The organism is Pseudonocardia sp. D17, from assembly GCF_036984265.1.
In the GTDB taxonomy this organism is placed as follows: Bacteria; Actinomycetota; Actinomycetes; order Mycobacteriales; family Pseudonocardiaceae; genus Pseudonocardia; species Pseudonocardia benzenivorans.
In genome coordinates this window covers 1-13,967 of the sequence record NZ_BPRG01000084.1, presented here as the reverse complement: position 1 = coordinate 13,967, position 13,967 = coordinate 1, and the positions used below count along the sequence as shown (strand labels likewise).

Annotated in this window: 15 protein-coding genes; 9 read left to right on the top strand and 6 right to left on the bottom strand. The window is 74.2% G+C overall.

The window, feature by feature from the left end; all coding sequences use genetic code 11:
- From PSD17_RS15365 to PSD17_RS15345, 5 genes are all read left to right on the top strand, one after another.
- The coding region (locus PSD17_RS15365) for a YybH family protein (RefSeq protein WP_339123115.1) at positions 1–444 on the top strand (444 nt) is incomplete at its 5' end.
- A gap of 45 nt (positions 445–489) precedes the next feature.
- On the top strand, positions 490–876 hold the full coding sequence (locus PSD17_RS15360) for a VOC family protein (protein ID WP_339123113.1): 387 nt from the start codon (positions 490–492) through the stop codon (positions 874–876).
- Between the two features lie 45 nt (positions 877–921).
- Complete coding sequence (dinB, locus tag PSD17_RS15355; protein ID WP_013675867.1) at positions 922–2,121, top strand: DNA polymerase IV; 1,200 nt, start codon at positions 922–924, stop codon at positions 2,119–2,121.
- A 56-nt stretch (positions 2,122–2,177) separates the two neighbouring features.
- A complete protein-coding gene (locus PSD17_RS15350) occupies positions 2,178–2,798 on the top strand; it encodes a PadR family transcriptional regulator (RefSeq protein WP_013675868.1) in 621 nt (206 codons plus the stop codon).
- 89 nt (positions 2,799–2,887) lie between these two features.
- Positions 2,888–3,145, top strand: coding sequence for a hypothetical protein (locus PSD17_RS15345; protein WP_339123107.1), 258 nt, complete (start codon positions 2,888–2,890; stop codon positions 3,143–3,145).
- 83 nt (positions 3,146–3,228) lie between these two features.
- On the opposite strand, the gene PSD17_RS15340 is transcribed toward PSD17_RS15345, so the two are convergent.
- From PSD17_RS15340 to PSD17_RS15330, 3 genes are all read right to left on the bottom strand, one after another.
- Positions 3,229–3,996, bottom strand: a complete 768-nt coding sequence (locus PSD17_RS15340) for an ABC transporter substrate-binding protein (RefSeq protein ID WP_339123105.1) — start codon at positions 3,994–3,996, stop codon at positions 3,229–3,231.
- 52 nt (positions 3,997–4,048) lie between these two features.
- Positions 4,049–4,336 (bottom strand): hypothetical protein, encoded by a 288-nt coding sequence (locus tag PSD17_RS15335; protein ID WP_339123103.1) that lies wholly within the window; start codon positions 4,334–4,336, stop codon positions 4,049–4,051.
- 154 nt (positions 4,337–4,490) lie between these two features.
- A complete protein-coding gene (locus PSD17_RS15330) occupies positions 4,491–6,533 on the bottom strand; it encodes an NAD(+) synthase (RefSeq protein ID WP_013675872.1) in 2,043 nt (680 codons plus the stop codon).
- 120 nt (positions 6,534–6,653) lie between these two features.
- Here PSD17_RS15330 and PSD17_RS15325 point away from each other — a divergent pair, with 120 nt between their 5' ends.
- Positions 6,654–7,277, top strand: a complete 624-nt coding sequence (locus tag PSD17_RS15325; protein WP_013675873.1) for a trimeric intracellular cation channel family protein — start codon at positions 6,654–6,656, stop codon at positions 7,275–7,277.
- A 15-nt stretch (positions 7,278–7,292) separates the two neighbouring features.
- Here the strand turns inward: PSD17_RS15325 and PSD17_RS15320 are convergent, their stop codons facing one another.
- Both PSD17_RS15320 and PSD17_RS15315 read right to left on the bottom strand, forming a co-directional pair.
- Positions 7,293–8,147 (bottom strand): CBS domain-containing protein, encoded by an 855-nt coding sequence (locus tag PSD17_RS15320; RefSeq protein ID WP_339123099.1) that lies wholly within the window; start codon positions 8,145–8,147, stop codon positions 7,293–7,295.
- A 106-nt stretch (positions 8,148–8,253) separates the two neighbouring features.
- On the bottom strand, positions 8,254–9,138 hold the full coding sequence (locus PSD17_RS15315) for a 3-keto-5-aminohexanoate cleavage protein (protein ID WP_339123097.1): 885 nt from the start codon (positions 9,136–9,138) through the stop codon (positions 8,254–8,256).
- 203 nt (positions 9,139–9,341) lie between these two features.
- Between PSD17_RS15315 and PSD17_RS15310 the strand changes: the two genes are divergently transcribed.
- Positions 9,342–10,562, top strand: coding sequence for a cytochrome P450 family protein (locus PSD17_RS15310; RefSeq protein ID WP_339123095.1), 1,221 nt, complete (start codon positions 9,342–9,344; stop codon positions 10,560–10,562).
- A gap of 22 nt (positions 10,563–10,584) precedes the next feature.
- Here PSD17_RS15310 and PSD17_RS15305 read toward each other — a convergent pair whose 3' ends face one another.
- Positions 10,585–11,781, bottom strand: a complete 1,197-nt coding sequence (locus PSD17_RS15305; protein ID WP_339123094.1) for a metallophosphoesterase — start codon at positions 11,779–11,781, stop codon at positions 10,585–10,587.
- A 138-nt stretch (positions 11,782–11,919) separates the two neighbouring features.
- On the opposite strand from PSD17_RS15305, the gene PSD17_RS15300 reads away from it, so the two are divergent.
- Both PSD17_RS15300 and PSD17_RS15295 read left to right on the top strand, forming a co-directional pair.
- Entirely contained in the window at positions 11,920–13,344 is a 1,425-nt protein-coding gene (locus tag PSD17_RS15300; protein WP_339123093.1) for an LLM class flavin-dependent oxidoreductase, read from the top strand.
- Positions 13,345–13,442: 98 nt separating this feature from the next.
- Positions 13,443–13,907, top strand: coding sequence for a YybH family protein (locus PSD17_RS15295; protein ID WP_013675879.1), 465 nt, complete (start codon positions 13,443–13,445; stop codon positions 13,905–13,907).
- Positions 13,908–13,967: the final 60 nt, after the last annotated feature.

Sequence of the window (13,967 nt, the reverse complement as noted above, 5' to 3'; positions counted from 1 at the left end):
GCCGCCGTGCGAGCCCTGCTCGCCGAGGAGGCCGCCGTGCGAGCCCTGCTCGCCGAGGAGGCCGAGGCGATGCGCACGCGCGACGCCGAGCTCGCCGTCGCCCGCTACGCGACCGACGCGATGATCTTCGACCTCGCCCCGCCGCTGGGCCGGCGCGGCCACGCCGCCGCGGGCGTGCGGGCCTGGCTCGCCGGGTTCGACGGACCCGTGACCATCGAGACCACCGAGCTGGAGGTGACCGTCGGCGGCGACCTGGCCTTCGCGCACGGCCTGCGCCGGATGTCGGCGGTCCCCGCCGGGGCCGCGGAGGGCTTCTCGTTCTGGTACCGCGCGACGACGTGCCTGCGCCGGGTGCAGGGCCGCTGGCGCGTCGTGCACGAGCACACGTCCACGCCGTTCCACATGGACGGCTCCTTCCGGGCCGCGACCGACCTGCAGCCCTGACCCGGGACACGGCACCATCACCCCCATCGAACGGAAGGGACCGACATGTTCGAGAAGACGCCCGCGTTCAGCGGGTTCTCGGTCGACGACATCCCCGCCGCCAAGGCGTTCTACGGCGACGTCCTCGGGGTCCGGCTCTCCGAGCGCGACGGCATGCTCGTCCTGCACCTCGCGGGCGACGCCGGCAGCACCTGCGACACCCTCGTCTACCCCAAGCCCGACCACGTCCCGGCGTCGTTCACGATCCTCAACTTCCGGGTCGGCGACGTCGACTCCGCTGTCGACGCGCTCGTCGCGAAGGGCGTGACGTTCCAGGTCAGCGACTGGACCGACGAGCGCGGCGTCCAGCGGCGGTACGGGCCGCCCATCGCGTGGTTCACCGACCCGGCGGGCAACGTCCTCTCGGTGATCCAGGACCAGGGCACCGGGTAGCCGCCCCGTCGGCGGACGCGGACCGTCGGTGGCCGATGCGAACATGTGTTCGTGTCCCGCGACGCGACGATCCTGCACGCCGACCTCGACGCGTTCTTCGCGTCGGTCGAGCAGCGCGACGATCCCGCGTTGCGGGGCCGTCCGGTGATCGTCGGCGGCGGGGTCGTGCTGGCCTGCAGCTACGAGGCGAAGGCCGCGGGTGTGCGCACCGCGATGGGCGGGCGGCAGGCGCTGGCCCTGTGCCCGGCCGCGGTCGTCGTCCGCCCCCGGATGTCGGCGTACTCGGAGGCGTCGAAGGCGGTGTTCCGGGTGTTCGAGTCGACGACGCCGCTGGTCGAGGGGATCTCGATCGACGAGGCGTTCCTCGAAGTCGGCGGCCTGCGGCGGATCGCGGGCGCGCCGATGGACATCGCGGCCCGGTTGCGGCGCGACGTCGCCGAGCAGGTCGGGCTGCCGATCACCGTCGGCGTCGCGCGCACGAAGTTCCTGGCCAAGGTCGCGAGCGGGGTGGCGAAGCCCGACGGGCTGCTGCGGGTCCCGCCCGAGGCCGAGCTCGAGTTCCTGCACCCGCTGCCGGTCGAGCGCCTGTGGGGGGTCGGGAAGGTGACGTCGGCGAAGCTGCACGCGATCGGGGTGCGGACGGTCGCGGAGGTCGCGGGCCTCGGCGAGCCTGCACTCGTCTCGTTCCTCGGCCGGGCCGCGGGCCGGCACCTGCACGCGCTGTCCCACGGCCTCGACCCGCGCCGGGTCGAGACGGGCGTGCGCCGCCGCTCGATCGGCTCCCAGCGCGCACTGGGCCGCCGCGAGCGCCCGCCAGAGGAGCTCGACGCGATCGTCGCGGGCATCGTCGACCGGCTGGGCAAGCGGCTGCGCGGCGGGCACCGCGTGTGCCGGACCGTCGTGCTGCGGCTGCGGTTCGGCGACTTCACCCGGGCGACGCGCTCGCACACCCTCGCGGGCGCCACCGCGCACACGCCGACCATCCTGCGCGCCGCCCGGCAGTTGCTGCACGCGGCGATGCCGATGATCCTCGACCGCGGGATCACCCTCGTCGGGCTGTCGCTGGCCAACCTGGACGACGACGGGGCCGTCCAGCTCGTGCTGCCGTTCGAGCGCGACGCCGGCCCGGAGCTCGACGCGACGCTCGACGAGCTGCGCGACCGCTTCGGCGGCGAGGCGGTCACCCGCGCCGCGCGACTGGGCCGCGACCCCGGGATCCACATGCCGGTCCTCGACGACCCGTGATCCGCGATTGTGGTGCCGGACGCACCGTCCCGCTCGGACCGTCCGAGCCGGATAGCATGCCGAGCGTGCCCGATGTCCGGTTGTCGCCCACGTCCTACGTCGTTCTGGGCATGATCGCGCTGCGCGGACCGTCGACGCCGTACGACCTCAAGCGCGCGGTCGGCCACTCCGTCGGCTATTTCTGGCACTTCCCGCACGCCCAGCTGTACTCCGAGCCCGAGCGACTGACCGACGCGGGCCTGCTGACCTGCGAGTCCGAGACCTCCGGGCGACGGCGCAAGACGTACTCGATCACCCCCGAAGGCCGCGCGGCGCTGGAGGCGTGGATCGCCGAGCCCAGCGACAGCCACTTCCAGATACGCGACCCGGCCGAGCTCAAGCTGTTCTTCAACGAGGTCGGCAACCCCGACGACGTCACGCGTCTCGCGGGCCAGCAGATCGCCCGGCACGAGGAGCGCATCGCGCTCTACGAGGGAATGGTCGAGCGGTTCGGGCCCGACCCGGCGGACAACCCCCGGCTCATCACGCTCGAACTGGGCCTGGAGGTCGAGTACGCGACGCTGCGGTTCTGGCGGGCGCTCGCCGCGGGCGACCTCGCGGGCCTGCGCAAGCGTCGTGATCTGCTGGACGGACCGGACGTACCGGATGGTACGGACACCCGACCTGATCAGGCGTAACGCGGCACATCGAACCGACGAACCTCTCCTTACGGAACAGCCTGCTCCGCGCACGACCCGCCGCAGCACCCTCAGGAGACGAGGTCGTCATGTTCAAGAGCAAGCATCACGACAACGACAAGCACCACAACCACTCCGAGCACGAGAAGCACCGGTACGAGGAGCAGTACGGCAGCCACCACAAGTCCGACGACTGGCGCGACACCAGCTGCAACGACAGCTGGGAGGACAAGTCCCAGCACCACCACTGGGAGGACAAGTCCTACGAGCACGACAAGAGCTGCCACGAGCACCGCGACGACAGCAGCTGGGACCACTCCGGCGGCTACGGCGGACATCACGGCTGACCGGCCCGCGCACTCCACCGCGCCGCCGGCCGGGGCCTCGGTCCCGGCCGGCGGCGCGTCGGTTCAGGCCGACGGCGTCCCGGTCACCGGTCCAGCCACGTCCCGGCGAACCACATGTCGCGTGAGAGGAACCGGTCCATGCCCTTGACGTCCTTCTTCGTGATCGTCGAGAGGTAGGAGCGGCTGAAGAAGTCGACGACGAGGTCCTTGTTCACCTGTAGCTCGACCTGCTGGTAGTCCTTCGTCCGCTGCGCCGGGTCCTGCGTCGCGGCCGCGTCGTCGAGCCACTGGTCGACCTGCGGGTTCGCGTACTTGCCGTAGTTGCCGTTGCCGCCCGAGTGCAGTAGCCGCGACGCCCCCGGGTCGGGGTTGTCGAACGGGCCGACCCATGTCGTCAGCTGGAAGTCGCCGCCCTGCAGCACGGACGAGGAGAACTGCGCGAGGTCGTAGGTCTGCACCGTGACGTGGATGCCGATCGCGGCCATCTGTGCCTGCAGGAACTCCGCGAAGGCCTGCCTCGTCGTCGTGGTCTTGAAGACGAAGTCCGGGTTGCCGCCGCCTGCCCGGTAGGCGTCGACCAGCTGTGTGGCCTTGGCCTGGTCGAAGGTCGGCCACTCCGCCGACGCCGCCGCCGTGTGGTACGGGCTACTGGCGTCGAACGACTCTCCGCGCGCAACCCCGGCGCTCGGATTCGCGTCGCCGCGGACGGTGAGGTTGCGCCCGGGCTCTTCGCGCGCAACCCCAGCGCTCGGATCCGCGCCGCGGCGGACGGTGAGGTTGCGCTCGGGAGGGCGGGTGGGCCCGGGCAGGGTGCGGTGGGTCCGGGGCGGGCACACAGGCGAGCCGTCCACTGGGGCGGATGCGGTGCCGGCATGTGCCTCGGGCGTCGAGGTCCCGCAACACTCAGCCGGCCGAGCTCCTGCCGCACAGTGTGATCGCGGCCGACGACGTCGCGGGGGCGGCGGGCCCCGCGTGGTGTCCGCCCGGTGCGACGGGACGGCTCGCGGTCGCCGCGGCGGCCGCCGCCGGCTGCGTCGCGGGCGTCCCCGCGGTGAGGCCGACGACGACGCCGGTCGTGACGGCGACCGCGGCCAGCGCGGCGGCGGCCGCGGCGACGAGTGTCCGGGCGCGGCCGGTGGCGGACGGCGGCTCTCGGTCCGGGGGGCTCGGCGCAGGGTTCGGCGCGGTCATGGCGGCGGCACCTCCTCGGATCCGGCGGCGGGGTGTCTCCCTCGACCGATCGAGACTCCCGCCGAACACCCGCCCGCACCGTCGGCCGACGGGAGGACGCACCGGAGGACCCGCGTGTCCGTCGATCGGTGGACACGCGGCCCCTGCGCCCGGTTCAGGCCGGCGGTACCTCGCGGCGGATCTCGTCGAGCCAGATCCGCGCCGACATGTCCGACGGCGCGCGCCAGTCCCCCCGCGGCGACAGCGACCCGCCCGCGGACACCTTGGGCCCGTTGGGCAGCGCCGACCGCTTGAACTGCGCGAACCCGAAGTAGCGCTGGGCGAAGACCTCGAGCCAGCGCCGGACGTCGGACATGGCGAACGCGACCCGGTCCGCCTCGGGGAAGCCGGCTGGCCAGTCGCCGGCCTCGACGTCGTGCCACGCGTGCCAGGCCAGGAACGCGATCTTCGACGGGCGCATCCCCCAGCGCAGCACGTGGAAGAGGGTGAAGTCCTGCAACGAGTACGGCCCGACGGTCGCCTCGCTGCTCTGCACCGGACGCTCGTCGTCGACCGGGACGAGCTCGGGGGTGATCTCGGTGTCGAGGACGTCGGTGAGGACGGCGCCGACCTCGTCGTCGAACTGCTTCGACGACACCACCCAGCGGATGAGGTGCTGGATCAGCGTCTTCGGCACGCCGCCGTTGACGTTGTAGTGCGACATCTGGTCGCCGACCCCGTAGGTCGACCAGCCGAGCGCCAGCTCGGACAGGTCGCCGGTGCCGAGGACGATCCCGTTGCGCTGGTTGGCGGCCCGGAACAGGTAGTCGGTGCGCAGTCCCGCCTGGACGTTCTCGAACGTGACGTCGTAGACCGGCTCGCCCGACGAGAACGGGTGCGCGAGGTTGCGCAGCATGAGCCGGGCCGTCTCGGTGATGTCGATCGTCTCGAACGTGACGCCGAGCGCCTCTGCCAGCCGGGTCGCGTTGTTCTTCGTGCGCTCGCCGGTGGCGAAGCCGGGCAGCGTGAACGCCAGGATGTCGCTGCGCGGCCGGTCCTCCCGGTCCATCGCCCGGGCGGCGACGATCAGCGCGTGCGTGGAGTCGAGCCCGCCGGAGACGCCGATGACGACCTTGGGCTGGCCGATCGCCCGCAGCCGCTGCTCCAGCCCGGACACCTGGATGTTGTAGGCCTCGTAGCAGTCCTGTTCCAGCCGCGCGGGGTCGGCGGGCACGAACGGGAAGCGCTCGACCTCCCGGCGCAGGCCGATGTCGTGGCCCGGCGGCTCGAGCCGGAACTCGATGCGCCGGAACGAGTCCAGCCGTGCGGCGTGGTGGCGGCGGTTGTCGTCGAACGTGCCCATGCGCAGCCGCTCGGCGCGCAGCAGGTCGAGGTCGACGTCGGCGACGGCCTGGCGCGGCCCCCTCGGGAACCGCGGGCTCTCCGCGAGCAGCACGCCGTTCTCGAAGATCATCGTCTGGCCGTCCCAGGCGAGGTCGGTGCTCGACTCCCCCTCACCCGCCGCCGCGTAGACGTACGCGGCGAGGCACCGCGACGACGCCGAGCGGCACAGCAACGCCCGGTCGTCGGCGCGACCGACGGTGATGGGGCTGCCGGAGAGGTTCGCGAGCACCGTCGCACCGGCGAGGGCCGCCTCGGCGCTGGGCGGCACGGGCACCCACATGTCCTCGCAGATCTCGACGTGCAGGACGAACCCGGGCACGTCGGCCGCGGCGAACAGGAGATCGGGCCCGAACGGGACGTCGGCACCGGCGAGGCGGAGCGTCCCTGCGATGTCGTCGCCCGGCGCGACCTGGCGGCGCTCGTAGAATTCCCGGTACGTCGGCAGGTAGGACTTCGGCGCCACCCCCAGCACCCGCCCGCGGTGGATGACGACCGCGCAGTTGTGGATGCGGTGGCGGTACCGCAGCGGTGCCCCGACGACGAGGACCGGCAGCAGGTCGGCCGAGCCGGCGACGATGTCGGCCAGCGCCCGTTCGACCGCGTCGAGCAGGGTGTCCTGCAGCAGGACGTCCTCGATCGAGTACCCCGACAACGTCAGCTCGGGGAAGAGCGCCATGCCGACGCCGTCGTCGTGCAGCGCCCGGGCCGTCTCCAGGACGCTCGCGGCGTTCGCGGCCGGATCGGCGATGACGGTGCGCAGGGTGCAGGCGGCGACGCGCAGGAAGCCGTGCCGGTACGCGGAGTAGAAGTCCATGGCCGGCTGCGGTGACCTTCCTCGCGACGGGGCGCGCCCGGGTCCGGACGCGTTGCCTGGAGTGTGCCGCAGCGGTGTGTCCGAGCGGTTCCAGGGTGACGTGCGGTTCTAGGGTGGCGTGTGCGCGTCCGCCCCGCCGGCATGCTGACCACGGCCGATCTCGCCGCGACCATGCTGTTCGCCGTCGAGGGCGGCGCGCAGGCCGCCGCCGCGGGGCTCGACCTGTTCGGGGTGCTCGTCGTCGCCTTCGCGACGGCCGTCGGCGGCGGCATCCTGCGCGACCTGCTGCTCGGCGACGTCCCGCCCGCCGCGCTGCGCTCGGTCGCCTATCCGGCGGTCATCGCCACCGGCGCGACGATCGTGGTCGTCCTGTACGCGGGCGTGCGGGCCGTCCCCGCGCCGGTGCTCGTCGCGCTCGACGCCGCCGGCCTCGCGCTGTTCTGCGTCGTGGGGGCCACGAAGGCGCTCGACCGCCGGGTCGGCGGCGTACTGGCCGTGCTGCTGGGGACGATCACCGGGGTCGGCGGCGGCGTGCTGCGCGACCTGCTGCTGCGCGAGGTCCCCACCGTGCTGCGCACCGACATCTACGCGCTCGCCGCGGCCCTCGGCGCGTTCGTGGTCGTCGTCGCGCGGCGGTCCGGGATGCCGCGAGCGGCGGCGATGGTGGTGGGTGCCGCCGCCTGCCTGGCGTTGCGGCTGGTCAGCGCCGCGTTCGGCTGGCACCTGCCGCAGGTGGTCGCGTAGTCGCCCTCCTCTCGGTCAGAGCAGGTCACGCCTGCTCAGGACGCCGACCAGCCGTCCCGCCTGGACGACCGGCAGGATCCGGAAGCCCCGCTCGGCCATCAGCGCGCGGGCGCGGGCGAGCTCGTCGTCGGGACCGACCACGACGGGGTCGCGGGTCATCGCACCGCCGACCGTGCGCGGCGAGCCGGTGCGGCGCCCGTCGAGCGGGTCGCGCAGCAGGTCGGCCTCGCTGATGACCCCGACGAGCCGGTCCCCCGCCGTCACGACCGGGATCGAGGTCAGCCGCCGCCCGGTGAGCAGCGCCGCGGCCTCCTCCGTCGGCCGGTCCTCGGTGATGGTGACCAGGTCGCCCGTGGTCATGGCGGCGCGGACGAGGGCGTCGTCCGGGAGGGAGCGCGGCGGCCGGGCGGGCGCCCGGTAGGTGTGCGACGGGCGGTTCTCCTCGGACCGACGTTCCAGGAACCGGCGGACCGCGCGGCGGATCGGTCCGCCCGTGGGACGGGGCCGGATCAGGTCGCTGCGCGTGACGACGCCGACCAGGACGCCGCGGTCGACGATGGGGATGACCCGCAGCTCGCCGTAGGTGCGCATGCGGTGGGCGACGATGCCGACGCCCGCGTTCGGCGACATGTGGACGATGTCGCGGGTCATGACCGACTCGACGGGCGTCCGCGCGTCGCCGGGGTTCTGTTCCCGGTGGCGCAGCAGGTCGACGACGCTGACCATCCCCACCAGCCGGTTGCGCTCGTCGACGACCGGCAGGGCGCTGAACCTGAACTCCGCGAGCCGCTGCTCGGCGAGCGTCACGGGCGCGTCGGCCCGGACCGTGACGACGCGGCTGGTCATGATCTCCCTGGCGCGCAGGACCATCCGTCCACGGTAGTGGCCGGGGCCCCGGTGATCGTTGCTCCGGACGGGCCGTCTCCGGCGCGGCGGAGTGAGGCTTCGGACCTCGGGCCCCGCGGCGGCGCGTCGCTCAGGCGGTCGCGGGGACGCCGAGGATCGCGCGCGTCTCGGCGATCGACGCGGGTACCCGGCCCATGTCGGCCAACAGCTCCCCGAGCGCCCGCAGCAGGTCGGCGTTGCTCGGCTCGCCCGGCCCCGCGTGGTCCTCCAGGCCCACCCGGACGTGCCCACCGCGGCGCACGGCCAGCTCGGCCAACCCGCACCCGACGACGTCGCCACCCAGTACCGCCACCGACCACGGCAACCCCGACGGCGCCAGCAGTTCCAGGTAGGCCTCCAGCGCCGTGGGCGTCGGGGGCAGCCCGAACTCAAGCCGCCCCCCGAAGTACAGCTTGACGATCGCGCCCGCGGGCAGCCGACCGGTGCGGTGCCAGGTCAGCACCGTCCGCAGGTAGCCGGGCTCGAAGATCGAGATGCTCGGTGCCGCCCCCAACGCGGCGGTCCGGGTGATCATGTGGTCGGCGTCGGCGTGCGGGTTGGCGTAGGGCTCGGCGGCGGCGACGGGGTCGAGCGCGCCGTCGGAGGTCAGGCCCAGGTTCACCGACCCGGGGTCGACCAGCGTCATCCCCATCCGCCGCCGGGCCAGCTCCTCGACGTGCGCCCAGCGCCGCTCGACGGGGATGCCCCGGGCCGCGGCGCCCATCGTCGGGTAGAGCAGCACGTCGGGGTACCGGTCGAGGATCGGGGTCCACGCCCGGAGGTAGGGCTCGACGGCGTGCACGCCGTCGGCGGTGAACATGGGGTCGTCGTTGTGGTTGTGGACGATCGACGCGCCCAGCTCGATGCCCTCCAGCGCCACGGCCGTGATCTCCGCGGGCGAGCGCGGCACGTGCCGGTTCACGCTGCGCGGCGTGGGGCCGTTGAGGGCGAGTTCGACGATCACCGGTGACGTCACGCGCCGATGATGGTCGAGGGCGCCCGAGCCCACCAGCCGATCACCGTCGGGCACGTGAGCCGTGCCACGCCGGCCGCGACGAACCGGACAGCCGGGACGCACCGCGGACGATCTTCAGCGAACGCTCAGCGTCCCCGGCCGGGACGGGGCTAGCGTCGGAAGGGCCGACGGCGGCGGGGGGCCGCCGGGAGGGGGACCGAGCCATGACCCGAACCGTGGGGAACACCGACCCGATTCCGCTGGACGACGACTTCTTCGCCGACCCGGACGCGCTCTACCGGCGGCTGCGCGTGGAAGCGCCGGTGACCAGGATCGTCGCTCCGCCCGGGCTGGTCGTCTGGCTGGTGACGCGCTACGCCGACGTCCGCCCCGCGCTCAACGACGCCCGGCTGGCCAAGAACGGCCGTCGCTTCCAGGACCTGATCGGACGGCACGCGGCGCCGACGGTGCGGATGGCCGAGTTCGCGAACTCGCTCGTCGAGCACATGCTCAACAGCGACCCGCCCGACCACACCCGCCTGCGCAAGCTGGTGAACCGGGCGTTCACGGTGCGGGCCATCGCGCAGATGCGGCCCCGGATCACCGAGATCGCCACCGAGCTGGCCGACTCCATGACCGCGCACGGGCCCGAGGTCGACCTGCTCGACGAGTTCGCGTTCCCGCTGCCGATGACCGTCATCTGCGAGCTGCTGGGCGTCCCGCAGGACCGTCGCGACGAGTTCCGCACCTGGTCGAACACGCTGCTGTCCGCGGGCGAGCCCGAGGAGCGGTCCGCCGCCGCGCAGGCGATGGCGCAGTTCCTCGCGGAGCTCGTCGCGCAGAAGACGGCCCAGCCGGGCGAGGACATGCTGTCCGCGATCGTCGCCGCCTCCGAGGACGGCGACCGGCTCTCGCACATCGAGGTCATCTCGATGGCGTTCTTGCTGCTGGTGGCCGGCCACGAGACCACCGTCAACCTCATCGGCAACGGGATGCTCGCGCTGCTGCGCCGTCCCGACCAGCTCGCCGCGCTGCGCGCCGACCCGTCGCTCGTGCCCAACGCGGTCGAGGAGTTCCTGCGCTTCGACGGCCCGGTCAACCTCGCGACGATGCGCCACACCAGCGCGCCGGTCGAGATCGGCGGGGTGACCATCCCGGAGGGCGAGCTCGTCCTCGTCTCGCTGATCGGTGCCAACCGCGACCCGGGCCGGTTCGAGCGCCCGGACGAGCTCGACGTCACGCGCGACACCTCGGGCCACGTCGCCTTCGGCTACGGCATCCACCACTGCCTGGGCGCGCCGCTGGCGCGGCTGGAGGGCGAGATCGCCTTCCGGACGCTGCTCGACCGGTTCCCCGACATCGAGCTCGCGGCCGAGCCGGCGTCGCTGGCCTGGCGGGAGAGCTCCCTGATCCACGGCCTGCACCGGCTGCCCGTCCGGTTCTGAGCCGGTCCCGGACGCGTCCGGCTCAGCCGGTGGCCCGCAGCACCAGGACGGTGATCTCGCTCGGCGCGAAGACCCGCAGCGGCGGGCCCCAGAACCCGGAGCCGCGGCTGGTGTAGAGCCGGGTGCGCGGGCCGTGGCTGCTGAGCCCGGCCAGCGCGCCCTGCTCCAGCCGGACGATCAGGTGGAAGGGCCAGATCTGGCCGCCGTGGGTGTGCCCGGAGATCTGCAGGTCGACGCCCGCGGCGACGGCGTCGCGGACCTGGCGGGGCTGGTGGGCGAGCAGCAGGACGGGCAGGTCCGGGTCCGCGCCCGCGAGGGCGCCGGCGAGGTCGGGGCCACCGGAGAGCTCGCGGCCGGTGCCGGTCGGGTCGTCGATGCCGGCGACGACGAGCCGGTCACCGCCCCGCTCGACGAGCCGGTGCTCGTTGACCAGCGGCTGCCAGCCGAGCCCGCGCATGTGCTCGACCCATTGCGCGGCACCGGAGAAGTGCTCGTGGTTGCCGACGATGGAGAACCGGCCCAGCGTGGCCTGCAGCTCCCCGACGGGCCGCACCTGGCCGCCGCGGTCGGCGACGTCGCCGTCGGCGATGTCCCCGGCGTGGACCAGCAGGTCGGGCGCCAGCCCCGCGACGACGGCCGCCATCCGGGTCGACCAGCGGGTGCGGTCGAGCGGCCCGAAGTGGGTGTCGGCCAGCACGACGACACGCGTGCCGTCCAGGCCCGGGCCGAGGCGTTCGAGCGCCACCTCCCGCGTGCGGACCCGGGGCACCCGCAGCGCCTCGGTCAGCCCGTACGCGACGAGCAGCAGCCAGCCGCCCACGACGACGCCCGCCACGACCCGTGAGCGCAGCGGGTCCGGGACACCGATGACCAGGAGCACGAGCTCCAGCAGCAACCCCAGCACGCTGCAGGTGAACAGCAGCCAGGCGACGCCGAGCAGCGTGTCACCGACCCGCGCCGCGGCGTCGACGTGCCGGCGACCGTGGCCGACCGCCATCAGCACGGGCAGCCCCGCGAGAGCGAGGACGGCCAGCACGACCCCCGCGACGACGACCCAGGCCGGCCAGCTCTGCCCGCCGAGCACGACCGTCCACAGCGGGACGCCGAACAGCAACAGCGGCACGACGACCAGCGGCACCAGCAGCCCGCCGGGTGGGCCACCGCGGCGGGGGCGGGCCGCCGGTTCGTCCGTCGCGTTCGTCTCGCCGGCCGTGGTCACCACTCGTGTCCTCCCCCGGCCCGGGGGCCGGGCGCGCACCTCCTCAGCATGCCAGCGGCGCGCACCCGGCTCTCAGCGGTCGCTCAGGCCCGTGCGCACGGACGCCCCGATCCGCGCGGCCACCGGCATACTCCCCGCGTGGAGCTGCCCGATCCGGCGCTGGTGGTGCTCGTCGGGCCGGCCGGTGCCGGGAAGTCGGCGTGGGCCGCGGCCCGCTACCGCGACGCGGAGATCGTCTCCTCCGACGCGCTGCGCGGCCGCGTCGGCTCCGGCCCGGCCGACCTCGATGCCACCGACGACGCGTTCACCGTCCTGGAGGCCGTCGTGGCGGCCCGGCTGCGCCGCGGGCTGACGACGGTCGTCGACACCCTCGGGCTCGACGCGCGCCGCCGCCGGGCCTGGCTCGCGGCCGGTCGCGCCGTCGGGCTGCCGTGCGTGGCGGCGGTCTTCGACACTCCGGCCGCGGTGTGCCGCGCCCGCAACCGCGGGCGCGACCGGCCCGTACCCGCGCCCGCGCTGACGTCGCAGCTGCGCCGGATGCCGGGGGTGTCGGCGGAGATCGTGGGTGAGGGCTGGGACGTCGTCGTCCGGGAGGACGGCGGTCCGGCGCCCGACGGGCCGCAGGCGCCCGTCGCCGAGCACGCCGCCGGGACACCGCTGTTCGCCGAGCCGGGACGGCTGTCGTTCGTCCTGCAGGTCTCGCGCTTCCCCTGGGGCGACGACCCCTCGTCGTGGCTGACGTCCGTCGCCGCCGCGGCCGAGGACGCCGGGTTCGCCGGGCTCGCACTCATGGACCACCTCATCCAGATCCCGCAGGTCGGACGGCCGTTCGAGGCGATCCCCGAGCCGCTGGTGACGCTGGGCCTGCTCGCGGGCGCGACGACGTCCCTGCACCTCGGGACGCTCGTGTCACCGGTGACGTTCCGCGCCCCCGGCATCCTCGCCAAGGCCTTCGCGACGCTCGACGCGCTCAGCGGCGGCCGCGCGTTCTGCGGGCTCGGCGCGGGGTGGTGGGGCCGGGAGCACGCGGGTTTCGGGCTCTCGTTCCCCCCGCCGCGCGACCGCGTCGACGCGCTGGAGCACGCGGTCGCGACGATGCGCGCGCTGTGGGCGTCGGGCACCCGGCCGGCCGCCGGGCTGCCGGAGACGACCTGCTACCCGCGTCCCGTGGGGCCGCTGCCGATCGTCGTCGGCGGGACGGGGCGCCGGATGCTGCGGCTGGCCGCGACGGTCGGGGACGCCTGCAACGTGCCGGTCGCGCGCGTCGACGAGGTCGCCGCGGCGGGGCCGCAGAAACACGTCACGGTCCTCGACGTGCCCGTCCTCGGCGAGGACCGCGAGCACGTCGCGACGCTCGTCGAGCGCCTGCGCGGCCGCACGGACGCCGTGACGTTCGCCGGCCGCCACCACGCCGGGACGGCCGCCCGGCACGTGGCGCGCTACCGCGCGCTCGCCGAGGCCGGGGTGTGCACGGTCTTCGTCGCCCCACCCGACGTCGCCGGGCCCGACGACGTCGCGCGCTGGGCCCCGGTCGTCGCGCAGCTCGGCGGCCCGCCCGGGTAGCCGCCCGACCGGCCGGTCCCCCCGTGGTGAGACGTTGCTGGACAACGCGTCCCCGCGTGGTCACGATGATCCCCGGCGCGAGTGGCGGGAGGAACACGGTGGAGCTCGACGAGGACTTCCGTGCGGCCCTGGAGCGGGTCCGCCGCGCCGTCAACGACTTCGTGAACGGTGATCCCGAGCCGTACAAGGCCTGCTGGCACCACCAGGACCGGGTCAGCATCTTCGGCGGGCTCGGCGCGTACGAGGCGGGCTGGGACGAGGTCGGTCCGCGCCTGGAGTGGGTGGCCGCCGGGTTCGTGACGGGCTACGTCGAGGAGGAGGTGCTGTCGGCCGGGTGCAGCGGCGACCTCGGCTTCACGGTGTGCCTCGAGCGCGGCCGCCAGCAGGTCGCCGGACGCGACACGGACGCGCCCGTCGTCCTACGGGTCACGCAGGTCTACGAGCGGGTGGACGGGGTGTGGGGCCTGGTGCACCGGCACGCCGACCCGTTGACGGACAAGGGCGGCGCCACCGCGATCCTGGCGGGCGGCGGCCACGCCGCCGGGCCGGGCCCCGCCGGCTGAGCCCTGATCCACCGGTGTGGGTCGGTGGGTGAGCGTGGCGTAGAACGAGAATGCCCTCCT

Bases quoted from the DNA above. Each gene is read 5' to 3' on its own strand.
- PSD17_RS15360 (WP_339123113.1), top strand. From the start codon at position 490: ATGTTCGAGAAGACGCCCGCGTTCAGCGGGTTCTCGGTCGACGACATC.
- PSD17_RS15350 (WP_013675868.1), top strand. From the start codon at position 2,178: ATGCCGAGCGTGCCCGATGTCCGGTTGTCGCCCACGTCCTACGTCGTT.
- PSD17_RS15345 (WP_339123107.1), top strand. From the start codon at position 2,888: ATGTTCAAGAGCAAGCATCACGACAACGACAAGCACCACAACCACTCC.
- PSD17_RS15335 (WP_339123103.1), bottom strand. From the start codon at position 4,336: ATGACCGCGCCGAACCCTGCGCCGAGCCCCCCGGACCGAGAGCCGCCG.
- PSD17_RS15330 (WP_013675872.1), bottom strand. From the start codon at position 6,533: ATGGACTTCTACTCCGCGTACCGGCACGGCTTCCTGCGCGTCGCCGCC.
- PSD17_RS15320 (WP_339123099.1), bottom strand. From the start codon at position 8,147: ATGGTCCTGCGCGCCAGGGAGATCATGACCAGCCGCGTCGTCACGGTC.
- PSD17_RS15310 (WP_339123095.1), top strand. From the start codon at position 9,342: ATGACCCGAACCGTGGGGAACACCGACCCGATTCCGCTGGACGACGAC.